The following is a 20838-nucleotide window of genomic DNA, read 5'->3' on the forward strand; positions in this document are numbered from 1 at the left end:
GATGAGCCCAGAGATAGCTGCCCGAGAGAGCGCACGGCCGGCGACCGGCGGTTCGTTCGACAGCGAGGCCGACATCGTCGTGGTCGGTGGGGGTGGTGGTGGCCTACCTACGGCCCTGTTCAGCCGATGGCACGGCAACGAGGTGATCCTGCTGGAGAAGGCCCCCGAGCTGGGCGGCACCGCGAAGAAGGCCGCGTTCTGGTACTGGGTGCCGAACAACGCGGCGATGCGCGCGGCCGGGCTCACCGACGAGAAGGACGACTTCCTGCGCTACGTGGCGCGGCTGTCGCGTCCGACCCGGTACGACCCGGACAGCCCCACGCTCGGGCTCAGCGAGTGGGAGCACTCGATGGCCTCCGCGATCTACGACAGCGCGAGCGACGCGACCGAGCTGCTCGCCGCGCGTGACGCGCTGCCCTACCGGCACTGCCCCGCCGTGCCCGACTACTGGTCGGAGCTGCCGGAGGACAAGGCGCCCTACGGCCGGGTGCTGGTCCCGGTGGATGCGTCGGAGTCGATGGCCGACGGTGGCGAGAACGCGGTCCGCACGCTGTCCGCCGCCGCCGCCCGCGACTGCGTCGACGTCCGAACCGGACACCGGGTGCAGCGGGTCATCATCGAAGGCGGCCGGGTGGTCGGGGTGGAGGCTTCGACGACGGACGGCACCACCCACCGGATCGGCGCGCGCAAGGCGGTGATCTTCGCCAGCGGCGGGTTCACCCACGACGACGACCTGCGCACCAACTTCCTCGGTGTGCCCGCGTACCGGGGCTGCGCGGCGGCCACCAACGAGGGCGACTTCGTCCGGATCGGCACGACGGTCGGCGCCCAGCTGCGCAACATGAACTACGCGTGGATGTGCCCGGTCCCCCTGGAGCGCTCCGGGCGGCCGGACCTGGTCGGCATGTTCTCCGTCGCGGGCGACTCGATGCTGTTCGTCGACAAGACCGGGCGGCGCGCGGTCAACGAGAAGCTGCCCTACAACGAGCTGGCGCAGGCGTTCTTCCGCTGGGACGGCACCTCGGGCGAGTACCCGAACCTGGTGCTGGTCCAGATCTGGGACCAGCGCAGCCAGGAGCACAGCGCGAGCACCGAGTACGGCCGACTGATCGTGCCGCCCGGCACCGACGACTCACACGTCATCCGGGGCGAGACGCTCGAGGAGCTGTCGACCGCGATCGCCGAGCGCCTGGCGACCGTCGCCGCGAAGACCGGCGGGCTGCGGCTGGCCGAGGGCTTCGGCGCGACGCTCAAGGACACAGTCGCGCGCTACAACGAGCAGGCGGCGGCCGGGCGTGACACCGACTTCCACCGGGGTGAGACCGCCATCCAGGCGATCTTCAACGGTCCAGTCAAGGAGGAGCCGGGGCGGGAGAACCCGACACTGTGGCCGCTCGCCGAACAGGGCCCGTACTACGCGGCGCTGGTCACCGGCGGAACGCTGGACACGAAAGGCGGGCCCCGCACCGACCCGGACGGCCGGGTCCTCGACGACACCGGCGCGCCCGTCCCCGGCCTGTACGGCGTGGGCAACTGCGTCGCGTCGGCCTCCGCGCAGGCCTACTGGGCGGGTGGTGCAACGCTCGGCCCGATCATCGCCTTCGCCCACCGCGCGGCCAACGCCGCCCACACCGAGTCCCGCTGAAGGAGCTGACCCACATGGCCGTGGCCAGGCAGAGCATGACCGACGAGCAGCGCAAGTCCGTCGCGCTGGAGTACCTCAAGGCGTTCGACAACGCCGGCACCACGAGCACCGGCGGCAGCATCCTCGACCTGTTCGCCGAGGACGCGCAGGTCTACTTCCCGAAGTGGGGCATCGCCGAGGGCCGCGACGAGATCGGCCGCATGTTCGGCGACGTCGGCGCGACCCTCAAGTCGATCAAGCACGACTACGCGACGTTCAACTGGATCTTCTCCGGCGGTGACACGATCGTCGCGGAGGGCACCAGCTACGGCGAGCACCAGGACGGCCCCTGGCGCGCGGGCGTCCCGGACTGGGGCGCCGGCCGCTGGTGCGACGTCTTCGAGATCCGGGACTTCCAGATCCACCGCTGCTTCATCTACCTCGACCCCGACTACTCCGGCAGCGACACCTCCCGCTACCCCTGGCTCGCCCCTCGTGAGTGATGAGGCCGTCTACCCCGAAGGGGCGCGAAGCGTAGCCGCTCTACGCACTCACGACAGCTCTTCCGTCGTGAGTGCGTAGACCGGCTATAGGCGGCCTCAGCACTCACGAGGCCCCCAGCACGCGACCCTCCGTCACCTAGCGACTGGTACCGGGAGACCAGACGACCCGGTTGTCGGGCAGGTAGAGGACCAGATTGCAGTCGTCCTGGACGGCCAGCCACGCGCCATTCATGCCACCGGTCTTCGTGTCCCACAGCGGCTGGTTCGCGGCGTTGACCACGACCAGGTTGCCGTCGGTCTGCATGACGGCCTTCCGACCGCCCTTGCCGGTGGTCTTCGTGGACCACAGCGCCTCACGACCGGCGTACAGCACCAGGTTGCCGTCACCCTGCATGTCCAGGTGGCACTTGTTGTTCGCCGACCGGATGCTCTCGTTCACCCCGAGCGAGCGGCCGGCGGCCAGCTTGCCGATGGACAGGGAGCGCGACCACAGCGCCTTCTTCGACGCCGAGTAGATCACCAGGTTGCCGTCGTCCTGGACGGCCAGGGTCGCACCGGGGTTGCCGCCGGTCGAGGTGTCGTAGACCGGCTTGTTGGCGGCCGAGTAGACGACCAGGTTCCCGTCGGTCTGCATGACGGTCCGCGCGCCCTTGCCGGTCGTCTGGGAGCTCCACACTGGCTTGCCGGGTCCGGCGTAGAAGACCAGGTTGCCGTCCGACTGGTGGATGAGGGAGTACCGGCCGTTCGCGGAGCGCACGGACTGGTTGGCCGTGAGCGTCGCGCCGGAGGCGAGCACGCCGGTCGCGGGCGCGGCCGACGCCACTCCCGGCACGACAACGGAGGACAGCACGACGGCTGCGCTGATCAGCAACTTGGTGAACACAATCGGGTTAACCGACCGACGCTCATCCTGGTGACGGGTGGATCGATGCAGTCACCCACAGTTCAGACCTAGGTCGGAGATCACCTCGTCCGTTGGACCGACACTACGTACTTCCCTGTGCCGCGCCCCTCGGCCAGCAGCTGGTGCGTCGCCGCCACCTCGTCGAGCGAGCCGACCTCGGTGATCGGCAGCCGCACGGTGCCTTCGGCGAGCAGCCCGAGGACCGTGCCGAGCGCCGAGGCGGCGCGGGCGGGAGCGGCCGCGGTCAGCGAGCTCATGCTGAATCCGCCGATGGCCAGGTTGCCGCCGATCAGCCTGCCGGCGGGTGGCAGCGGGTCGGGGGTGCCGCCGCCGGCGTTGCCGAACAGCACGATCCGGCCGCTGGGCGCGGCGACATCCAGGTCGACGTCCAGCATGCGGGTGCCGGTCGGGTCGAGGATCAGGTCGACGCCGTCCGGCGCGACCGCCCGGATCGCGTCGGTCATGTCCGCCTCGAGCGGGAGCACGACGTCCCAGCCCAGCTGACGTACCGCGTCGACCTTGTCCGCGCGGGTGACGGTGCCGATCAGCCGGCCACCGCCCAGCACCGGTACCAGTGCCGCCAGCGCACTGCCGACGCCGCCACCGGCGGAGTACATCAGCACGGCGTCACCCGGCCGGAAGCGGCCGGCGTCGGTGAGCAGCAGGTACGCGGTCGCCAGCATGAGCGGCGCCGCCGAGGCCGACGCCGTGTCCACCCGCTCCGGCAGCGGCACCACCAGCCGAGAGTCCGCGACCGCCACCTCGGCGAGACCGCCGCCCCTGGTGAACGCGGCCACCCGTTGCCCGACGGAGAACCCGGTGACGTCGTCACCCAGCGCCCGCACCGTGCCGGCGACCTCCAGGCCCGGGACGTACGGCCAGCTGCTCGCGTAGCCGGGGTCGCCGCGCCGGGCCATGACGTCGATGAAGTTGACCCCGGCGTGCTCGACCTCGACGGTCAGCTGACCGGAGTCGGGGTTGGGTTCGTCGACGTCACGGACCTCGGTACGGTCCGGGCCGTCCGACGGCTCGGTCATCACCACCGCGCGCATGTCTAGACCTCCTCGTCGACGGTGAGCACCAGGTTTCCGCGCACGGCGCGGTCGAGCAGCGCACGCAGCGCCTTCGGGGTCTCGGTCCAGGACCGGACGTCGCCGATCTCCGGATGCAGATGGCCGCCGTGCACGAGGCGGACCAGGGTCGCCAGGTCGGTGCCGTCCGGGATGTCGCTGTCGTGGTAGCTGAACTTGCGCAGGGTGCCGCTCTCCGCGCCGGACCAGTTGAAGAAGTCCAGCGTGATCGGGGTACCGCTGGCCTGCCCCAGCCAGATCAGCAGGCCGCGCTTGTCCAACCGCGCCCACGCCCGGGTGAGCGTCGGTCCACCGACCGACTCGAAGACCACGTCGAAGTGGCCCTCGGTGTCCTCGACCGAAGCGAGTACCTCGTGGGCGCCGAGCTCCAGCAGCCGTTCGCCCCTCGCGGGTGTCGAGGTCAGGGCTGTGATGATCGCGCCCTGCGCGGCGGCCAGCTCGACGAGGTAGTGGCCGAGGCCGCCGGAGGCCCCGGTGAGCAGTACGCGCTTGCCCGCGATCGGACCGGCGACCCGCAGCAGCCGCAGCGCGGTCAGCCCGGCCAGCGGTAGCGCGGCGGCGGTCCGGTCGTCGACGGAATCCGGCAGCGCCGCGACGTTGTGCACCGCGACGACGGCGAACTCGGCCCAGCCGGCCGAGTCCGGGTGCGCGACGACCCGGTCGCCGATCCGCCAGCCCTCGACACCCGATCCGACCTCCGCGACGACGCCGGCGATGTCCTTGCCGGGGCGCCAGCCCGGGCGGGGGTTGCCCAGCAGGATCGTCTCGCCCCGGTTGATCGAGTACGCCCTGACCTCGACCAGCAGCTCACCGGGCCCCGGCGTGGGGCGGTCGATCTCGGCCAGCTCGATCGGATCGGACGCCCGGCCGGTGGGTAACCATGCGCGCATCGTGTGTCTCCTCGGCCCGCCCGTTGTTCGCGGTCCGCGACGCTGTGACCGGACGAAGCTACCGAGATGAAGGCGCGAGCCGCTGTTATATCTACCCGCTGCTTCCTATGAGTTTGTATGGACGTCCAGCCTGGGCAGGTGGCTCGTGAGTGGTACGGGCGCCTATAGGCGCCCGTACCACTCACGAGCTTGTGGGGCCCAGGTGTTCGGCGGCTCGGTCGATCGCGGTGCTCACTCGGTCGGCCAGGAGGCCCACCGCGCCCACGGCTCGGCTCATCGGGTCGTCCTCGGCGCCGCCGAGGGTCTGGGCGCGGACGAAGGCCGCCTTCACCTCGGCCCAGCGCCGGGCCTGCTCGGGGGTCAGGCGGCCGCGCAGCTCGGCCAGCTTCAGCAGGTTGGCCTCCGCGCCGGAGGTCAGCGTCTGCGCCTCACCCCGGTAGTGATCGTCGATGACGCCGTCGAGCTCGGCGTCGTTCATCACCGGCACGATCCGCCCGGCCAGCTTGTTCATGTTGCGGTAGGAGCCCTGCAGCAGGAACGGCGGCTCGGTGCGGCCGGCATCGGACTGCGCGGCCGAGGCGATGTAGGCCTGGTTGTTGCGCAGCACGACCTTCTGCACGGTGAGGACCTTGCGCAGCACCGACAACAGCTGCTCCAGCTCCGCCGCGGAGAACGGCCTGCTCAGCCGATCGGCGCGCGCGGAGGAGTCACCGGCGGCGAGGCGCACGAGCAGCTCGATGTCACCCCGGTCGCCGCCGGACAGCGGCGCCAGCACCGGGTTCGACGTCAACGCGTTCTCGATGTAGCTGAGCGCAAACAGCTCCTCCCGGCCGGACAGCACGTCGCCCAGGTTCCACACGTCCGCACGGTTGGCGAGCATGTCCGGGATGCGGAAGCGCTGCCCGGACTCGGTGTAGGGGTTTCCGGCCATGCACACCGCGAACCGTTTGCCGCGCAGGTCGAACGTGTGCGGCTCACCCGCTCGCACGCCCTCGATCCGCCGTTGCGCGTCGCACAGCGAGATGAACTTCTGCAGCAGCTCGGGCGAGGTGTGCTGGATGTCGTCCAGGTAGAGCAGGACGTTGTTGCCCATCTCCAACGCGAGCGAGATCTTCTCGACCTCGTGGCGCGCGGTGGCGTTGGGCGCCTCCGCCGGGTCCAGCGACGTGACGTCATGGCCGAGCGACGGGCCGTTGACCTTGACGAACACCAGCCCGAGCCGGTTGGCGACGTACTCCATGAGCGTCGTCTTGCCGTAGCCCGGCGGTGAGATCAGCAGCAGCAGACCCATCTGGTCGGTGCGCCGCTCGTCACCGGCGGCACCGAGCTGCTTGGCCAGGTTGTCACCGATCAGCGGCAGGTACACCTCGTCGAGCAGCCGGTTGCGGACGAACGCGCTCATCACCTTCGGCCGGAACTCGTCCAGCTTCAGCTGATCACGCTTCGCGGTCAGCAGCGCATCCCGTTGGCGCTGGTAGGTGCGGAACGCCGGCACCCGCTCGAGACGGAACCGTCTCGTCCTGGCGAGGAACTCGTCGATCCGCACATCGATGCGCCGGTCGACGATGCGCGGATGCGTCCCGAGCAGTCCCTCGACGGTGCCGGTCAGCGTCGCCGACAGGTCGTAGCGCGGCAGGTCGGGGCACAGCTCGACGGCGATCGCCTCCGGCAGCACCGCCCGTTGCTCCTCGGTCGTACCGACGCTCGCCAGGTAGGAGCCCAGCCACGATTCGACGAGCTGTGTGCGCGCCGCCAGGTCGTCACCGAGGGAACGCAGGTCGTCGTCGTACTCGGTGCGTCCGACGAGCGCGGTGTGGAAGCGGTCGAGCAGAGCGCGGGCACCGGCGCTCGCCGCGAACCCTGGCGGACCGGAGGACAGCTCCTCGAACAGGTACTCACCCGCCAGCTCGTCCCCGACGGCCGAGGCCAGCTCGCCGCACACCTCGTCGATCCCGACACCGTGTCCGAAGACCGACCGGGCCCGCGCCAGCGACGTGCAGCGCCGTGTCCAGCTCTCCCGCTGGCCGTCGTCGAGCCGGTAGGCCCAGTGCAGCTGCGCGGCGGCCCGGGTCGACGCCGGAAACCGCAGCACCCCCGCGCTCGCGGTCAGCCGCACCAGGCAGTCCAGCAGCGCGGCGGCGTCGTGATCGTGCACGCCACGCTCGTAGCCCTCGTCGTAGCGTGACTCGGCGGCCGTGCGCACGACGGCGAGCAGGTCACTGCCGAGCGGCTCCGGACCGGCCAGGATCGACGCCGCGAGGTACTCGGCCCGGTAGACCTCGGCGGTCTCGGACACGATCAGCTGGTCCCAGAACGGCCGGGCCTGCGCGAACGCGGAGTCACGCACCGGGTCGAGGTAGTCGGTGCCGGTGAGCGAGAAGTACATCTCGCCGTTCTTCGGCACCAACGTCAGGTCGAGCGACTCCTGGGTGACGGTGAAGCGGTGGCGGCCGAACCGGATGGTGTCGCCGTCGAACAGGTCGAGCCGGTCCCGCAGCGACCGGCCGGCCTCCTGCCGCGCGGCCAGCACCGCGCCGTCCAGCTCGTCGGCGCGCACGTCGCCGAGTGCCCGCAGCTCCTCGGCGACCGACCGGACCTTGGCCACCATCGGGTCGGACGCGAAGTACGTGTTGATCTCGTCGGGCGAACCGAGCGTGGCGACCCTGCGCCGCACGCCGGCCAGGGTCCGTTCCGCCGAGGTGACGAGCCGGTCCGCGCGGCGGGCCCGGTCGTCGAGCAGCGCCTGCTTGCGGGAGGAGAACGCCTCGTAGACGTCGGTGCGTTTGGCGCCGATCTCGGTGAGGAAGTCGTCGAACTCGCCGAACCGGGACTCGAGGTTCTCCAGCCGCAGCATCAACCGTCCGAGCTGGTCGTCGCAGCTCTCCGGGGTGTCGGCGACCGCGAGCGCGCCGGTGACGGCCTGCCCGAACAGTGCGAACTCGGCGGCGAACTCGGCGCGGCCCTCGGTGGCGAGGAACTGCCGGCGCGCCGCGTCGATGCCGGCGCGGGCCCGGTTGATCGCGGCGAGCACCTCGCCGATGCGTTCCAGGATGCCGGTGCGCACGGTCGCGTCGGCGGTGTCCAGTGAGCTGACCACCTCGGTGAGCACCTCCAGCCCGGAGGTCTGCTCGGCGAGCTGGTCCAGTACCGGCTTCATCTCGGCGGCGGTGCGGATGCCCTCCGACCGGGACGCGAGCGCTTCGATGTCGCGGTGGTAGTCGGTGAACGCGTCCTCGCGGGACAGGAACGCAACCGCGCGCCGTGCGGTGTCGGTCTGGCTCTCCCCGAGCCGTTCGACGAGATCGTCGACCCCGGCCAGATCCATGTACCGCAGGTCGCGCAGCGTCACGAGCCTGCCCTGCGCCGCCCGGAGGTCGGCGAGGAGCCGCACCCAGGCGTCGGCGTTGCGCGGGGCCTCGCCGGCTGCCTGGCCGATGAGCGAGGTGACCTTCGCGCGGGTCTCTTCGAGGGCCGCGGCGGCCTGGTCGGTGAGTTCCTGGACGGTCTCGAACTCGTCGAGCACCTGCTCGGCGGTCGCACGCACGTCGGACAGCGGTCCGCGCAGCTCGAGCTCGCCGAGCCAGTGGAACTGGTCGAACACCCGGGTACAGGTGCTGATGAGCCCCTCGAACACCGGGACCGAGGGTGCCATCTCCTCGACCATCGCGGCCACCGAGAGACACTCGGAGACCCCGCGCACGAGGTCGGCGTTGCCGATGCGCTCCAGCGGCCCGGTGCCCGCCGGCTGGGCGGCGATCGCGGCGTCGGACAGGTACGGCGTGCGCCAGACCTGCATCGGGTGCACCCGGGTCGGCTCGTCGGTGTTCGCCCGGGACACCACGAGCGTGCCGTCGTCGAACAGCGAGTAGCCGAAGCAGCTCAGCGGAGTGGCGACGGTCTTGCGGATGACGTTGTACGGCAGCAGCAGCGTGCGGCCCTCGGCGCGGGAGTAGAAGACGTACAGCACGTCCTCGCCGTTGGCCGAACGGATCGCCCGCTCGAACTCCAGGCCGTCGACCTCTCCGTCGAACACCTTGGACACACCGGTGGCCAGGTAGTACCCGCCGGGGAAGATGATGCCCTGGTCCTCGGGCAGCTGCCGGCACGCGTGGCCGATGCCGTCGAGCCGCACGACGGTCCTGGTCCGGGTGTTGAACACCAGGTACCGCCAGGCCTGCTCGTTGTACGGGCGGATGCGCAGCAGGATCAACGTGCCGATGCGCGCGTAGTGGATGTCGCCGTCGGCGAGGCTCTGCGACGGCGCGTCCACCGGTTCGGCGTAGATGCCCTCGCCGGTCTCGGTGTTGTTCTCGATCTTGACGGTGAGGTCGCCGCCGACCGTTTCGACGAACACCTCGTCGTCGATCGAGATGTGCGGATGCCGGCCCAGCACGTGGTGTTCCCGGGTCGTCTCGGTCCACTCGAAGTCGTGCGACGGCGGGAAGACGTGGTCGCGTTCACCGAGGTTGTCGAGGTAGGACACCGCACCGTCGGTACGGACCTCCCAGCGCAGCACCCGGATGTCCTCGGTGTTCGCGCCGATCTGGAACACCGCGAGCAGCCGCCCCTCGACGGTACGCAGCTGCAGCAGCCGGGTGTCGCGGTAGTAGCGGTACAGCTCGGCGAAGTCGCGCTGGAAGGTCGGGTCGGCGAGAAAGTCGGCCTCGGCGGGTTCGAACCGGAACGCCTCCCCGTCGTGGTCGAAGCTGTACGCGGAGAACACGTCGGCCACCGACGTCTCGGCCTTGAGCCCGATGAACACGTTGTAGCCGAACAGCATGAGCCCGCCGACGGACACGACGTCGCGCGGCACGCAGTTGTGCTCGGTGCGGATGCGCTCGGTACCGATGAGCGCCAGCTCGCTGCTGCCGAACACCTCAAGGCGCCGGGTGTTGAGTGCCTCCGCGGCCCTGGCCAGCCCGGCCGCCTGCTCACCGAGCCTGCGCCGCAGTACCTCGTAGGTGCCGGTGTCGAGTGAGCTGGTCGGTTCGGCGGGCGCGGTGGTGGTCACGCCTGGTCGCCGCGCGGGCGCGGCGACGGCTTGACCGGAACGGGCGCGGCGCCGTTGTCCCGAGGGCCGAGGACTCCGGCGAGCTTGTCCAGCAGGCCGCCGGCGAGCACTTGGGTCGCCTCGGTGTTCTCCACGAAGCCCTCCACACCCTTGCCCGCGCTGATCGCGCCGACGATGCGGTCGAAGAACATGCTCTCGCCGCCGATGATGTCGATGTTCGCCTTCTCCAGCCCGGCAACCAGCACCTTGGCCTGCGACTCGGCGACCTGCCGCTGCACGTCGATCCCGGCGAGACGGATCTCCTTCTCGGTGTCCACCCGCAGCCGGTACTCCTCGTGCTCGCGGGTCGCGGCGTCGAGCGCGGACATGGCGTTGGCCTTGTGTTCGAGGCCTTCCGCCTCGCCCTTGAGCTTCTCCCGGATCGACTCGGCGGCCACGAGCGCCTTCTCCCGCTCGACGACGGCCTCGGCGCGGCCGACCTTCTCGATCGCGGCGGCGTCCCGTTCACGGACCTGGACCTTGGCGAGCCCTTCGGCGGCGGCCTCGGCCTGGATGCCTTCGGCGAGCCGGACCTTCGCGCGGGCGTCCAGCTCGGCCGACTGCTGGCGCGACTCGGCGAGCAGCAGCGCCTCGCCGGCCCGGTGCTTGGCGGCCTGCTCGGCGGCCTCGGCGGCCTTGATGTCCTTGACCAGCGCCTCCTGCGCCTCACCCTCGGCCATGATCACGGCGGCCTCGCGGGTCCGCTCGGCCTCCTCGACTATCCGCAGGCGCTTGATGTTCTCCTCCTGCTCGGCGACCGTCTTCTCCACCGCGATGCGTTCCCGGATCACCTCGGCGATGGCCCGCTTCTCACCTTCCAACTCCTTGTCCTTGGCGATGCGCTGCAGCTCGGTCTCCCGCTCACGCGAGATGACCTCCAGCTGGCGGTCCTTCTCGATGCGTTCGCTCTCGATCGCGATGACCCGCTCGCGGTTCTTCTCCGCGACCGCGATCTCCCGGTTCTTGTTCTCCTGCTGGATGCCCAGCTGCTCATCGGTGCGCAGGTTCGCGGCACTGGCCCGCAGCCGCTCTTCGGCCTGCACCTTCGCGGTCTCCGCCTCGTGCCGGGCGCGCACCGTCTCGATCTCCCGGCGCTGCTTGATCTCCGCATCGGCCTGGCGGCGTTCCAGCTCCAGGATCGCCTCCCGGGCGTCGACGTTCTGCCGGGTGGTCTCCTTCTCCTCGTTGCGCTGGTACTCGTTGGTGCGCACGTGCTCGATCGCGGTCAGCTCGGTGATCTTGCGGATGCCCTGCGCGTCGAGGATGTTGCCGGGGTCGAGCTGCGCCATCGGGGTCTGTTCGAGGTAGTCGATCGCGGCGTCCTCGAGGCTGTAGCCGTTGAGGTCGGTGCCGATGACCCGGATGATCCGGTCCCGGAACTCGTCGCGTTTGGTGTAGAGGTCGACGAAGTCCAGCTGCTTGCCGACGGTCTTGAGCGCCTCGGAGAACTTCGCGTTGAACAGCACCTGCAGCGTCGTCTCGTCGCTGGCCCGCGCGGTGCCGATGGCCTGCGCGACCTTGATGACGTCCTCGACGGTCTTGTTGACCCGCACGAAGAAGGTGATCCGGATGTCCGCGCGGATGTTGTCCGCGCAGATCAGCCCTTCACGGCCGGCGCGGGCGATCTCGATGGTCTTCACCGAGATGTCCATGACCTCGGCGCGGTGCAGCACCGGCAGCACCACGGCCCCGGTAAAGGTCACGTCGACCGAGCGGGCGCGCGACACGATCAGCGCCTTGCCCTGGTCGATCTTGTGGAACAAGCGGCTGACCATGAAGACCACGGCGATCGCGACGACCACGATCACGGCGATCACCACGCCGAGACCGACCGAGATGGCACCCACGAAACTGTCCCCTCACTTGATGTCGAGCGGCGTGACCCAGAAGAACTCGCCGTCGCTGTCGTAGTCGAAAATGACCGCGGTGCTGCCGTTGGTCAGCTCGTCGCGGCCGGGCTGGCGCACCTGGACGACAGCGGACGAGCCGTCCGCCGCGGTGACCTCGGCCTGGCCGAAGGTCTGGGAGACGGTGCCGGTGCGGATCACGCAGGTGCGCCCGACGAAGTCGGTGCGGGTCGACCGCCGGCCACCGCTCAGCAGCTTCCGGAGCGGGATGGCCGCGAGCCCGGTGGCCCCCACGCCGATCAGGACGGCGCTGCCCAGCACCGCCCACCGGATGAGTCCGGCGCCGGTCAGCACCGTGCCGACCAGCGCGGCGAACCAGGTGACGACGATCAGGACCGTCGCGACCACCGGGAGCGGCAGGCCGAAGGAGTCGAGCTGTGCGCCGTCGTCCACGTCGAGGACGCCGAAAGCGGCGACCAGCCAGTACGCGACGACGACGACCAGCAGAAAGCTGAACAGGACCGTGGGGAAGGACAGCGCGGCGTCGACGAACTCCCCCACTGCGCCCCTCCCCCACCCCGGACGCGGACTCCCGCCGCGCGCTGATCTTACTATCGCGGAACGGGACAACTTCGCTACATGAAATACCCCCGACCTCCACCATTCGCCTCCGGCGCGAGTCGCCAGATTCCACCGCGCGAGTCGGGCTTTTCGTCAGCGCGAGTCGGGAGATTTGTCAGCGCGAGTCGCGGGGTTTGGGGCGCGGGGCGTCCCCGCTGGCCAGCGAGTGTCTTGGCGTGGTCGGGATCGCGGGGATCGGAGGAGTCTGCGGGCCCTTTCGGCCACGGCCACGGCTGCGCCGCGCCCCTGCTCGCGCGCGGGCCGTTTTCATGATCACCACCGTGTGAGGGCTGTTTTTGGCCCGAAAATTCGCCGTGAGGCGGTGGTGATCATGGGAGGCGCCACAGCAGTCACAGCCGTCGCGCTTTGCAGAGGGTGGTGTGGGTCTGCGAGGTTGTCAGGCTCGGCGGATGTGCAGGCGCTTCACGCCTCTGATCAGGGTGCTGTCCCGCCAGATCAGGTCCTCGGGATTCCCGGCCAGTTCGAAGGGGGGCACCTGGTCCAGCAGGGCGCGGAAGGCTATCTGGCCCTCCAGGCGGGCAAGGGCGGCGCCCAGGCAATGGTGGATGCCGTGGCCGAAGGCCAGGTTGGTGCCACCTCTGCGCAGGTCCAGCTCGTCGGGCCGCTCGAAATGGTCCGGGTCGCGGTTGGCGCTGGCCAGCGAGACCAGCACCAGCTCGCCCTGGGGGATGTCGGTGCCGGCGATCGTCACCGGTTCTGCCGTGAAACGCATCGTGGCCAGGTTCAGCGGGCCGTCGAACCGCAAGAATTCCTCTACCGCGCCGGGCAGGAGGGACGGGTCGGCGCGCAGCTGGACGAGCTGGTCGGGGTTGCGCAGCAGGGCCAGCATGCCGTTGCTGATCAGGTTGACCGTCGTCTCGTGCCCGGCGACCAGCAGCAGGAAGGCCATCGCCACGGCCTCGTTGTCGGACAGGTGATCGGTGTCCTCGCTCGCCGCGACCGCCGCCGAGAGCATGTCCTCGCCCGGTCGCGCGCGCTTGTCCGCCACCAGCCGGGTGAGGAACTCGGCCATCGCCATGAGGCTGGGCGCGCGCTCCTCGATCGGCGCGGAGGACAACGCGTGGTTCGACCACCCCCGGAACTCGTCCCGGTGTTCGCCCGGCACCCCGAGGATTTCGCTGATGACCGTCATCGGCAGTGGAAACGCGAACTCGTCGAGCAGGTCGACCTCCTCGCCCGCCGCGAGACGCGCTGCCAACGCCTCCGCGAGCTCGGCCGCGATCGCCTCGATCCGGGGTCGCATCAGGGCGATCGACCTGCCGGTGAAGCCCCGGTTGACCAGCGCCCGCAGCCGGGTGTGCTGCGGCGGGTCCGAGTTGAGCATGTGGGCCGTGAGCTCCGGTCCGAACGGCATCCGTTTGTCCGGTGGCACGACCCGGTCGAACACCGCGCCGAGGCCGGCGCTGTCCTTCGCCAGCCGGGGGTCGACGAGCGCGGCCCGTACGTCGTCGTAGCGGGTGATCAGCCACACCGGCAGTCCCTGCTCCGACCTCGCGCGGGCGACCGGGCGTTCGCGCCGCAGCAGCTCGTACACCGCGTGCGGGTCGGCCATGAACGTCTTGTCGAGCCTGATCACCTGGTCGGCGTCGTGCACCGCGCTTCCGGTCATGTGCTGGCCTCCTTCGCCCGAACCCACCGTACGGCCGTCACGGCGCGGCGCCGCAGCGGAATTCTCAGCTCTCCGAGTACGCGTGCTCCCCCGCCTTCACCAGCCGCTGGTAGTAGCCGTCCCGCTCGACCAGCTCGTCGTGCGTGCCACGTTCGACGATCCGGCCCCGGTCCAGCACCACGATCTGGCCGGCGCCCCGCACGGTGGACAGCCGGTGCGCGATGACGATCGTGGTCCGCGCACTGGCCCGTTGCGCGAGGGTCGAGCGGATGGCCGCCTCCGTGCGGGTGTCGAGAGCGCTGGTCGCCTCGTCCAACACGACGATCGGCGGGTCCCGCAGCAGCAGCCGGGCCAGCGACAGACGCTGACGTTCGCCGCCGGAGAAGCGGTGGCCCCGGTCGCCGACGACCGTGTCGTAGCGGTCCGGGAGCTCGTCGATCAGGTCGTGGATCCTGGCCGCGCGACAGGCCGCGACCAGCTCCTCGTCGGTCGCGTCGGGCCGGGCGAACAGCAGGTTCTCCCGGATCGAGGAGTGGAACAGGTAGGTGTCCTGGGCGACCAGCCCGATGGCGTCGACGACCGATGCGGGCACGACCAGCGCCAGATCCTGACCGTCGACGAGCACCCTGCCGCGATCCGGGCGGTGCAACCCCAGCAGGACCTGGGCGAGCGTGCTCTTACCGGCACCGGACGCGCCGACGATCGCGGTCAACGCGCCGGGCTCGGCGCGCAGCCGCACGTCGTCCAGCGCCGGCCGCTCGGCACCCTCGTAGGTCACGGTGACCCCGTCGACCTCGACCGCACCGTCGCCGACCACCAGCCGCGACGCGCCCGCCCGCACCGGAACCGGCGCCGGCATGTCCAGGACGCCGAAGATGCGCTCGAACAGCGCGAGCGAACCGGACAGCCCCTGGCCCGCGTTCTGCATGGCGGTGACCGGGCGGATGACCCTGGTGAGCGTCGTGGCGAAGGCGACGATCGTGCCGAGGCTCAGGGTGGCGCCCGCGGCGACCTGCACACCCGCGACCAGGTAGACCGCCGCCGGCAGGGTGATCAGCGCGGCGCCGCGCACCGCCGTCCGCCACCGACCGGCCAGCGCGGCCCGCAGCTGCACCGCGGCCAGCCTGCGGGACTCATGACTGAAGCGATCGCGCTGGTCGCCGTCCCGCCCGAGTGTGCGGGCCAGCAGTACCGCGGAGGCCGACAGGGACTGCTCGATCAGCCCGCCGAGCGTGGAGTAACCGCGCTGGCGCTGTCGGGTCAGCTCCCGCCGCTCCTTGCCGACCCGGCCGGTCACCACGGTCAGGAGCACGGCGGCGAGCACCGCGATCAGCCCCAGCCGCCAGTCCAGGACCAGCAGCGCGGTGCCGATCGCCAGCAGCATCATGCCGTTCTGGATCGCCGAGCTGGCGGTCACGGTGAGGACGACGACCAGGCCGTCCACGTCGGTGACCAGGTGGGTCTGCAGCTCGGCGGTGCGGGAATGGGTGAAGAACGTGAGCGGCATGCGCTGCAGGTGCTCGAACATCGAGGTGCGCAGCCCGTGCACCACCCGGTGGCCGGTGGAATGTGCCAGCTGCGTGGCCAGCACCCCGGTGACACCGCCCAGCGCGGCGGCGCCGGCGATCGTGCCGGCCAGCTCGATCAGCAGCCGGAGGTTGCGGTGCGGCAGCGCGTCGTCGAGCATCGCCCTGATCAGGAACGGTGCCGCGGCGGCTGCCAGCGCCTGGACGCTCACGCTCGCGGCCAGCGCGAGGATCCGCCAGCGGTGCGGGGCCAACAGCCCGGCGATCCTGCGCAGTATCCGCAGGTCGGTGCGCCATTTCCCGGCCGGGGCGCTCACCCGCGTCCCTCGTCGAAGTCGGCCAGCCGACGCATGAGACCGGCCGCGACGGTCAGGACCTGACGCTCCGCGGGGGTGAGCAGCTCGGTCATCGCCGCGTCGAGCCACACATCCTTGGGCGCCGCCTCCTTCGCCAGCTGGGCACGACCGGTCGCGGTAATGGTCAGCATATGCTGACGTTTATCGTTCTCTGCCTGCTGCCGCTCGACCATCCCGTCGCGGACCAGGCCATCGATCGACCTGGTCAGCGCCTGCGGGGTACTGCGCCCGTGCCTGGCGAGCTCGCCCGATGTTCGCGGGCCATAATCCAGCAGCTGAGCCAACACCGCGAGCTTGGTACTGGACAACCCGTCGACCGGGCGCTCGGCACGCAACCGCCGACTCAACTGCTGAGTGGCGCGCCGCACCTCGACCACCGGATCAATTTCCATACGCACCAGCGTACGTTATCTCGTGAGTGTTGAGTGTGGCTATAGCCAGACTCGACACTCACGAGGTTGGTCACGGCTCCGGGAAGTCGGTGTCCAGCGAGACCTTCTCCCAGGCGGCCAGATCGGCGAGCTGGGACTCCAGCTTGGCCCGGATGCGGGTCACCGCCGCCGGACCCAGCGGCAGGCGCAGCGGCGACGACTCGTCGCGCACGGCGGCGATGATCGCTTCGGCCGCCTTCCTCGGGTCGCCCGGCTGGTTGCCGTTCTGCTCCGAGAACCGCTCCCGCAGCGACCCGGCCGGCGTGCCCCGGTAGTCGTCGATCGGCTCGGCGAACTCCATCGAGCGGCCGGCGAAGTCGGTCCGGAACGGCCCGGGCTCGACGATCGTCACCCGAATCCCGAACGGCGCGACCTCGCCCGCGAGTGCCTCGGACATCCCTTCCAGCGCGAACTTCGACGTGCCGTACAGCGCGTGGCCGGGGTTGGCCACCACGCCGCCGACCGAGGACATCTGCACGATGTGGCCGCGACGGCGCGCACGCAGGTGCGGCAGCACCGCGCGGGTCACCGCGAGCACACCGAACACATTGGTGCCCAGAACGCGCCGAATCTGCTCGTCGGACAGTTCTTCCAGCGCACCGACCAGGCCATGGCCGGCATTGTTGACCAGTACGTCGATCGCACCGGCCCGGTCGATGGCCTCGGCGACCGAGGCTCGCACCTGGGCCGGGTCGGTCACGTCGAGCGGCAGCCGGATCACGTCGTCGGGCCCGTCGCCACGCAGGTCGTCGAGACTGGCGACGTCCCGGGCGGTGGCGACCACCCGGGCGCCGTGGTCGAGGACGGTCTCGGCGAGAACCCGTCCGAGTCCGGTCGAGGCCCCGGTAATGAACCACACGGAAGCTGTCATGCAGCCATCATGTCCTTAGCAACGCTCAGAAGTCCAAGACCGTCTTGCTCTCACACTCATAACCAGAAACGATGAATCGGTGGAGCTACGCCAGTTCGTCTACTTCGATGCGGTGGTCCGCCACGGTGGGTTCACCCGCGCGGCCGAGCAGCTGCGGGTGGCGCAGCCGGCGGTGTCCGCGCAGCTGCGCAAGCTGGAGGCCGAGCTCGGCGTGACGCTCCTGGAACGCACCACCCGGCGGGTACGGCTGACCAGGGCGGGCGAGCTCGTGCTGGGCCGCGCCCGGCGGGTGTTCGAGGAGCTGGACGGGGTCCGGGACGATCTGGCGCTGCTCGCGGGTGAGCTGCGCGGGCGCGTCCGGATCGGCTCGATCCAGGCGACCGGGCCGTTCCGGCTCGCCGAGGCACTCGCCGCGTTCCACCGCGAGTTCCCCGATGTGGAGCTGTCGTTGACGGCCGGGCGCCTCGCCCAGCTGATCACCGACCTGGACGACGACGTGATCGACCTGGCGATCGGCCCGCTGCCGGGTGGACGGTTCGACCGGATCGTCGAGCACCCGCTGTTCGACGACGAGCTGGTGCTGATCACCGCGCCGGAGCACCCGCTGGCGGGGCGCGACGGGCTGCCCCTGAGCGCCGTCCGCGACGAGGTGTTCGCCTGCCTCCCCGCCGAGAGCGGACTGCGCCGCAGACTCGACGACGCATGTGCGGCCGCCGGTTTCGCCCCGACCGTGCGCTACGAGACGACCATCGTGCCGCAGCTGCGCGAGCTGGTCAGCCACGGTCTCGGCGTCGCGCTGCTGGCCCGTTCGGTCGCCGAAGCACCCGGCCCGCAGGTGGCGGTCCACCCGATCTCACCGTCGCCGATCAGCCGCCCGGTCGGCGTGCTGCACCTGCGCGACCGGCCGCTCGGCCCCGCCGCGCGCCGATGCCACCGGTTCCTGACCGACTGGGCAGACGCCGGTAAACGGCCTTAAGCGTGTGCAAAGGTTCCTCGCTCACCCCTCGGACGCTCGATAAAGTCCGGACGGAACACCGGCGCGGACACACGACGAAGCGAGCGCGCACATGAGCATCACGACCGGAGACACCGTCGCGTTTGTCGATGCCGAGGGCATCACCTGGTTCGGCATCGCCAAGGGCGAGGTCCAGTCGACCGCACCGTGGCCGGTGATCCGAGTCCAGATCGGTAGCCGAATCCAGCAGGTCCCGGCGCGCGACGTCATCGCGTGGCCCACCCCGGACGCGATCGCGGAGCGGCGCAGACCTCCCGCTCAGCGGCGGCCCGTCCGTCGGGCGCCCGGGCTCGACCTGGGCGACAAGGTGGCCACGACCGAACCACTCGGCCGCCGCTGGCGCCGCATTCGCGCCGGCGCGCTCGGACTCGTCATCGGCCGTGTCGGCCCGACCGAGTTCGTCGTCCAGTTCACCACCGGCCACACCGCGACCGCACACGCTCATCAGCTCGTGCCGTACTCGCCACCGATCCCGGCCGAGTTAGCGCCGAGACCCGCCCGGGTTCCGGCCCCGCGCACCGACACTTCCGAGCGGAAGTGTCAGGGTTCGGCAACAAGACCTGTCTACGGGACCTGAGCACCGGATACCGTGCCAGACTCCCTTCGGATGTCGTTCGGTGAGACGGGAGTGATCATGGGTTCGACGGTGACCGTCAACAACGGCCAGCGGCTGCACTACGTGGACCACGGTGGTGCCGGTCCGGTCGTGGTGCTGCTGCACGCCTTCCTGATGGACACCGACATGTTCGCCCCTCAGGTCGCAGAGCTGGGCCGCGACTTCCGGCTCATCACGGTCGACGAACGCGGCCACGGCGAGACCCCCGCCGCCGGACCGTTCGACTACTGGGACGTCGCGCGGGACGTCCTCGCGCTGTTGGACGAGCTGAACATCGGGCGGGCCGCGGTCGTCGGCACCAGCCAGGGCGGGTTCGTCGCGATGCGGATGGCGCTGCTGGCCCCGGATCGCATCTCGGCGCTGACCCTGCTCGGCACGTCCGCCGCGGCCGAGGTCGCGGAGATCGCCGACAACTACCGGGGCCTGGCGAAGACCTGGGCGGCGAAAGGCCCGGCCGAGCAGCTGCTCGACACGGTCGCCACGATCTGCCTCGGCGACATGCCGGCGCGGGACTGGAAGACCAAGTGGCGCGCGGTCTCCGGTGAACGCCTCGGGCGCATCATGGACACCCTGGTCAGCCGTGACGGGCTGCTCGACCGGCTCGGCGAGGTGCGCTGCCCGGTGTTGGTCCTGCACGGTTCGGCGGACGTCGCCTACCCGGTGTGCCGGGGTGCCGAGATCGTCGAGTCGGTGCCGCACGCCGAGCCGCTGGTCGTCGTCGACGGCGGCGCGCACTTCCTGAGCCTGACCGACGCGGGCGCCGTGAACCCCCACCTGCGCGCCTTCCTCACCAAGCACGCCTGAGGGCCCCGCTCGTCACCCTTCCGGACCAGCGGCTCGGCCTGAACCTGAGCATTACGGCCGTAGCCCTCAGTTTCGCCGCTGTCGTCGCGCTGAGCCTTCGGCGCGTCCCGCGCGGCCAGTAGCCTTCTCGCCGTAGCGGCAGGAAGAGACTGAGCATGGAGCTGCGGCAGCTGCGGTACTTCGTCACGGTCGCGGAGGAGCTGCACTTCGGACGGGCGGCCGAGCGGCTCAACATCGTGCAGCCCGCCGTGAGCCAGCAGATCCGGCGGCTGGAGCGCGACCTGGGCGTCGAGCTGTTCGACCGGACCCCTCGGCGGGTCAGGTTGACGACCGACGGTGAACGCTTCCTTCCCGAGGCGCGCGCGACGCTCGCCGCTGCGCAGCGGGCGCGTGAGTCGGTCGGCGCCGGTGGCACGACCATCCAGCTCGGCACCAGCGAGGGACTCGGCGACCATCTGGGCCGGGTGCTCGCCTCGATGGCCACGCTGATGCCGGGCCTGACCGTCGAGCTGGAGTACGCGAGCACGCGAGCCAGACTGGACCGGGTCCGCGCCGGGAGCCTGGACGCGACCTACGTCCGGGGGATCGCGCAGAGCCCTGAGCTGCGACTCATCCCGGTGTGGGAGGACCGCATCGTCGCCGCGCTACCGGCGGGCCATCCGCTGGCCGAGCAGGCCACGGTGGAACTGGCCGGTCTCGCCGACCTCACCCTGCGCCTCACCGACCGCACGGCGAACCCGCCGCTGTTCGACCAGGTCATGTCGGCCTGTCACGACTCCGGGTTCACCCCGACGCTCGGGCCGCCGTCGAACGGCCTGCAGAACAGCCTCGCGCTGATCGGTGCCGACGCCACGTCGTGGACGCCGGTGTACGACTCGCACTCGCGCGTCCTGCGCCACCCGATGATCGCGTTCCGGCCGACCCGCCCCGCGCTGGCGATCACCACCTACCTCGCGGTGCCCTCCTCGGGCAGGCCGCCGTGGCTCAACCCGCTCATCCAGGCCAGCCGCGATCACGATTCGTGATCGCTGCCAGCTCGGAGTGCACCTTGGTCGGGCC

At 70.6% G+C, this 20838-nt stretch carries 16 protein-coding genes; 6 read left to right on the forward strand and 10 right to left on the reverse strand.

Translation table 11 applies throughout. From position 1 onward, the window contains the following. Window position 1 precedes the first annotated feature (1 nt). Both G406_RS0135190 and G406_RS0135195 read left to right on the forward strand, forming a co-directional pair. Complete coding sequence (locus G406_RS0135190; RefSeq protein WP_028937459.1) at window positions 2-1645, forward strand: FAD-dependent oxidoreductase; 1644 nt, start codon at window positions 2-4, stop codon at window positions 1643-1645. A gap of 14 nt (window positions 1646-1659) precedes the next feature. Further along, window positions 1660-2127 carry a nuclear transport factor 2 family protein gene (locus G406_RS0135195; protein WP_028937460.1) on the forward strand — a complete coding sequence of 156 codons (468 nt, stop codon included), beginning with the start codon at window positions 1660-1662 and terminating at the stop codon, window positions 2125-2127. 136 nt (window positions 2128-2263) lie between these two features. Here G406_RS0135195 and G406_RS51880 read toward each other — a convergent pair whose 3' ends face one another. The 10 genes from G406_RS51880 to G406_RS0135245 all read right to left on the reverse strand — a co-directional run bounded on the left by G406_RS51880 (window position 2264) and on the right by G406_RS0135245 (window position 17344). Further along, window positions 2264-2998 carry a curculin domain-containing protein gene (locus G406_RS51880; RefSeq protein ID WP_169736855.1) on the reverse strand — a complete coding sequence of 245 codons (735 nt, stop codon included), beginning with the start codon at window positions 2996-2998 and terminating at the stop codon, window positions 2264-2266. A gap of 92 nt (window positions 2999-3090) precedes the next feature. Continuing rightward, a complete protein-coding gene (locus G406_RS0135205; RefSeq protein WP_037080212.1) occupies window positions 3091-4083 on the reverse strand; it encodes a quinone oxidoreductase family protein in 993 nt (330 codons plus the stop codon). A gap of 2 nt (window positions 4084-4085) precedes the next feature. Further along, entirely contained in the window at window positions 4086-5012 is a 927-nt protein-coding gene (locus G406_RS0135210) for a zinc-binding dehydrogenase (RefSeq protein ID WP_028937462.1), read from the reverse strand. Between the two features lie 181 nt (window positions 5013-5193). Beyond that, window positions 5194-10023 carry a DNA repair ATPase gene (locus G406_RS0135215; RefSeq protein ID WP_028937463.1) on the reverse strand — a complete coding sequence of 1610 codons (4830 nt, stop codon included), beginning with the start codon at window positions 10021-10023 and terminating at the stop codon, window positions 5194-5196. Beyond that, a complete protein-coding gene (locus G406_RS51885) occupies window positions 10020-11909 on the reverse strand; it encodes a flotillin family protein (RefSeq protein WP_169736856.1) in 1890 nt (629 codons plus the stop codon). Before G406_RS51885 ends, G406_RS0135215 begins: the two co-directional genes overlap by 4 nt. A gap of 12 nt (window positions 11910-11921) precedes the next feature. Further along, on the reverse strand, window positions 11922-12470 hold the full coding sequence (locus G406_RS0135225) for a hypothetical protein (RefSeq protein WP_028937464.1): 549 nt from the start codon (window positions 12468-12470) through the stop codon (window positions 11922-11924). Between the two features lie 457 nt (window positions 12471-12927). Beyond that, on the reverse strand, window positions 12928-14160 hold the full coding sequence (locus tag G406_RS0135230; RefSeq protein ID WP_028937465.1) for a cytochrome P450 family protein: 1233 nt from the start codon (window positions 14158-14160) through the stop codon (window positions 12928-12930). A 64-nt stretch (window positions 14161-14224) separates the two neighbouring features. Further along, complete coding sequence (locus G406_RS51890; RefSeq protein ID WP_051343120.1) at window positions 14225-16003, reverse strand: ABC transporter ATP-binding protein; 1779 nt, start codon at window positions 16001-16003, stop codon at window positions 14225-14227. Beyond that, window positions 16000-16434: a MarR family winged helix-turn-helix transcriptional regulator gene (locus tag G406_RS0135240; RefSeq protein WP_037080215.1), complete on the reverse strand. Its 435-nt coding sequence runs from the start codon at window positions 16432-16434 to the stop codon at window positions 16000-16002. The genes G406_RS51890 and G406_RS0135240 overlap by 4 nt, the downstream gene beginning before the upstream one ends. Before the next feature lie 70 nt (window positions 16435-16504). Next, window positions 16505-17344, reverse strand: coding sequence for an SDR family oxidoreductase (locus tag G406_RS0135245; RefSeq protein ID WP_028937467.1), 840 nt, complete (start codon window positions 17342-17344; stop codon window positions 16505-16507). A 79-nt stretch (window positions 17345-17423) separates the two neighbouring features. Between G406_RS0135245 and G406_RS51895 the strand changes: the two genes are divergently transcribed. The 4 genes from G406_RS51895 to G406_RS0135265 all read left to right on the forward strand — a co-directional run bounded on the left by G406_RS51895 (window position 17424) and on the right by G406_RS0135265 (window position 20804). Further along, entirely contained in the window at window positions 17424-18320 is an 897-nt protein-coding gene (locus G406_RS51895; protein WP_037080218.1) for a LysR family transcriptional regulator, read from the forward strand. Between the two features lie 91 nt (window positions 18321-18411). Next, on the forward strand, window positions 18412-18936 hold the full coding sequence (locus tag G406_RS0135255) for a hypothetical protein (protein WP_028937468.1): 525 nt from the start codon (window positions 18412-18414) through the stop codon (window positions 18934-18936). A gap of 30 nt (window positions 18937-18966) precedes the next feature. Continuing rightward, the gene (locus tag G406_RS0135260) at window positions 18967-19779 is read left to right on the forward strand and encodes an alpha/beta fold hydrolase (RefSeq protein ID WP_084216619.1); all 813 of its coding nucleotides are present in this window, start codon (window positions 18967-18969) and stop codon (window positions 19777-19779) included. Window positions 19780-19934: 155 nt separating this feature from the next. Further along, on the forward strand, window positions 19935-20804 hold the full coding sequence (locus G406_RS0135265; protein ID WP_028937470.1) for a LysR family transcriptional regulator: 870 nt from the start codon (window positions 19935-19937) through the stop codon (window positions 20802-20804). The last annotated feature ends 34 nt before the right edge of the window (window positions 20805-20838 follow it).

This window comes from Actinospineispora spinosispora DSM 44797 (assembly GCF_000429025.1).
Lineage (GTDB): Bacteria > Actinomycetota > Actinomycetes > Mycobacteriales > Pseudonocardiaceae > Pseudonocardia > Pseudonocardia spinosispora.